Consider the following 2909-nt stretch of genomic DNA (forward strand, 5'->3'; position numbering starts at 1 on the left):
CTGGCCAGCTAGCTGGCCAGCCAGCCGGCGTGGCGTAGGCGGTCGATGATCCGGTCCACGGCGTCCTCGGCGGAGAGCTCCGCGGTGTTCACCGTGACGTCGGCGTCGGTCGGCGTCTCGTACGGATCGGACACGCCGGTGAAGGCGGGCAGGACGCCTGCGCGCGCCTTGGCATAGAGCCCCTTACGGTCCCGCGCCTCGCACACCTCCAGCGGTGTGGACACATGTACCAGCACGAATCCGCCGCCTGCGGCCCGGACCATCCCCCGGACCTGGGCGCGCACGTCGGCGTACGGCGCGATCGGCGCGCACACCGCGGTGCCTCCGGCTCCCGCGACCTGGGCCGCGACGAAGCCGATCCGTCGGACGTTGATGTCGCGGTCGGCGCGGGAGAATCCCAGTCCCTGGGACAGCTGGGCCCGCACGACGTCCCCGTCGAGCAAAGTGAGCCGGCGTCCGCCGTATTCCAGTAGTCGGCAGACGAGCAGGCCGGCCAGCGTCGACTTCCCGGAGCCGGACAGCCCGGTGAGAAACACGGCCAGGCCCCGCTTCGAACGTGGTGGGATGGCGCGGGAGAGCTCCGCGGCCACCGTCGGCGGGGTCAGTTCGGCCGGTATCGGGTTGCCGGCGTCGAGCAGCGAGGCCAGTTCCATCCGCCCGGGTGCGCCGATCGCCGGCCCGATGAGGCTGCCGGTCAGGCCGTAGAAGCTGGCCAGATGCGCCCGCTGGGCGGCGAGTTTCGCCAGTTCGTCGGCGGAGCTCGCCGCCGTCTCCACGCCTGTCCAGGCCGCGCCCGCCGCCGCCCACGCAATGTCCGCCAGGTCCGTGGGTGCCGGGGGGGCGGGCGCCACGGCCGTGGCCGGGCCCGGTACCCCCGCCGCCGCGCCGCTCGGTTTCGCGGATGTTTTCAGGACCGTCGCGCTCATGCCCGGTTCGCGGGGGGTGGCCAGCGCCTCCGACGGGATGACCGGAACGAGGACCAGCAGGCTGCGGTGCTCCGGCGTTCCCGCCTTGCCGGCTTTCGGCCGCCGGTAGGGGTCCGGCGGCGGTTCCGACCGCCGGCCGGCAATACCCGGCGGGCTGATCGCGTCGGCGGCGAGCGCCTCCGAGGAGAGCGTCGCCTCGGCGGCCCGCAACGGGGCGTCGACCGCCTTGAGGGCGGCGAGCAGGCAACGGACCCGCAGGTGATGCCCAGCGTCCGCGGGATCGGCGCCACCCGCCGGGGCGAGGACGACGCACCGTTTGCCCTGCCGGGTCAGCGCCCGGATCCGGCCCACGTCCGCCGTGTGGAGCAGGCCGTCCGCCCACACCGCCCAGCACGCGCCGGAACCCGCCTCGAGGCTGATCCAGCCTCGGGCGAGCAGCTCGGCCCGGACCTGGGCCGGGGTGAGCCGCAGGCCGGGATGATCGGGGTGGTGGGGCAGCCGGATGCCCTCGACCGTGCCGACCAGCCGGACCCGGGGCCCGTCCGGACCCCCCGGCTGGTCCGGCAGGGGAATGGTCGTTCGGAGGTGCAGCGCCGCGATCATCACTCCCTCGGTGTCCCGCAGGGCCGCCGTGGAGCTCGGTGTCAGTGCGCCGGCCTCGGCCGCGCCGACGATGAGGGTCGGCACCGGCACGCCATTGATCTCGGGGTCCTCGGGATAACCAGGTTCCGACCCGAAAGCACCGAGCAGCAGCAGTTCCAGCTCGGCGAGCTGGGCCGGGCGCAGGGTCAGCGACGGCCAGGCGACCGACGCGGCCGTCAGCTCCGCGACCCGGGCCGGCGTCGCCAGGACGGGGGTTGGTCCGGACCCGCCGGTCACACTGGCGGCACCGTTGGCACCGGACTTGGGGTGGTGATCAGGACCGGGGGCGGGATGGGAGGTGGTACTCACACTTGCGACGGTAGCTGGTGACAGACTCCGTCCCAATGAACACCGATGACACCCGCCCGCCGTCCACCGTGCCGGTCGACATCGCGACCGACGAACTCGACGACGACGTCCTGGCCCGACGGCTGGCCACGGACGCCGGCAAACTGCTGTTGCGGATCAGGGAGGAGGTCGGGTTCGCCGAACCCGCGACCCTGCGTGACGCCGGGGACGCGCGTTCGCATCAGCTCCTGGCCCGGGCGTTGGCGCGGCACCGCCCGCAGGACGCTGTGCTGTCCGAGGAGGGCGTCGACGACGTCGCGCGGCTGTCCGCGGAGCGGGTCTGGATCGTCGACCCCCTGGACGGCACCCGCGAGTTCGCCGAACCCGGCAGGTCGGACTGGGCGGTGCATGTCGCGCTCTGGCAGGCCGGCGAGCTCGTCTCGGGCGCGGTGGCGCTGCCGGCGCTCGGGTTGACGCTGTCCAGCGCGGGCGGGCTGCCGCCGCGGCCGGCCGAGGCGCGTCCGCCACGGATCGTGGTCAGCCGGACCCGGGCCCCACAGCTGGTCACGGAGGTCGCGGAGGCACTAGGCGCCACCATCGTCCCGATGGGTTCGGCTGGTGCGAAGGCCGCCGCCGTCATCCGCGGGGAGGCCGAGATCTACCTGCACGCCGGCGGCCAGTACGAGTGGGACTCCGCCGCCCCGGTGGCGGTCGCGCGGTCGGCGGGGCTGTACACCAGCCGGCTGGACGGCTCGCCGCTGCGGTACAACCAGCCCGACCCGCTGCTGCCCGACCTGGTCATCTGTGCTGCGAGCTGGGCATCGGAGGTTCTCCGGGCGATCGGCGCCGCGGGGGGCTCCGGCGGTTGAGGCGCGTGCTCGCGGAGTGCTCTCGGAGTGGCCACGGAGTGGTTGCAGAGGGTAGCGATTGTTGATCCATGGTTGTTCTGGATGACGTCGGTCGTGGTTGTGGGTCCACCGTGAGGGGCGTAACGTCGCCGAAACCGCCGGCACGGCCGCCGTGTCCGCTACTTTGGTGGGACACATCGCCTCG

Annotated in this window: 2 protein-coding genes; one reads left to right on the forward strand and one right to left on the reverse strand. The window is 73.6% G+C overall.

Features of this window, described 5'->3' with window-relative positions:
* Positions 1–8 precede the first annotated feature (8 nt).
* Positions 9–1877 (reverse strand): adenylyl-sulfate kinase, encoded by a 1869-nt coding sequence (gene cysC, locus ACY45C_RS14045; RefSeq protein ID WP_462188052.1) that lies wholly within the window; start codon positions 1875–1877, stop codon positions 9–11.
* 35 nt (positions 1878–1912) lie between these two features.
* On the opposite strand from cysC, the gene ACY45C_RS14050 reads away from it, so the two are divergent.
* Positions 1913–2725, forward strand: a complete 813-nt coding sequence (locus ACY45C_RS14050; protein WP_462188053.1) for a 3'(2'),5'-bisphosphate nucleotidase CysQ — start codon at positions 1913–1915, stop codon at positions 2723–2725.
* Positions 2726–2909 lie beyond the last annotated feature (184 nt).

Source organism: Frankia sp. CcWB2 (assembly GCF_977927585.1).

Excerpts from the sequence above, each read along its gene's own strand:
- ACY45C_RS14050 (WP_462188053.1), top strand. The coding sequence starts at position 1,913 with ATGAACACCGATGACACCCGCCCGCCGTCCACCGTGCCGGTCGACATC.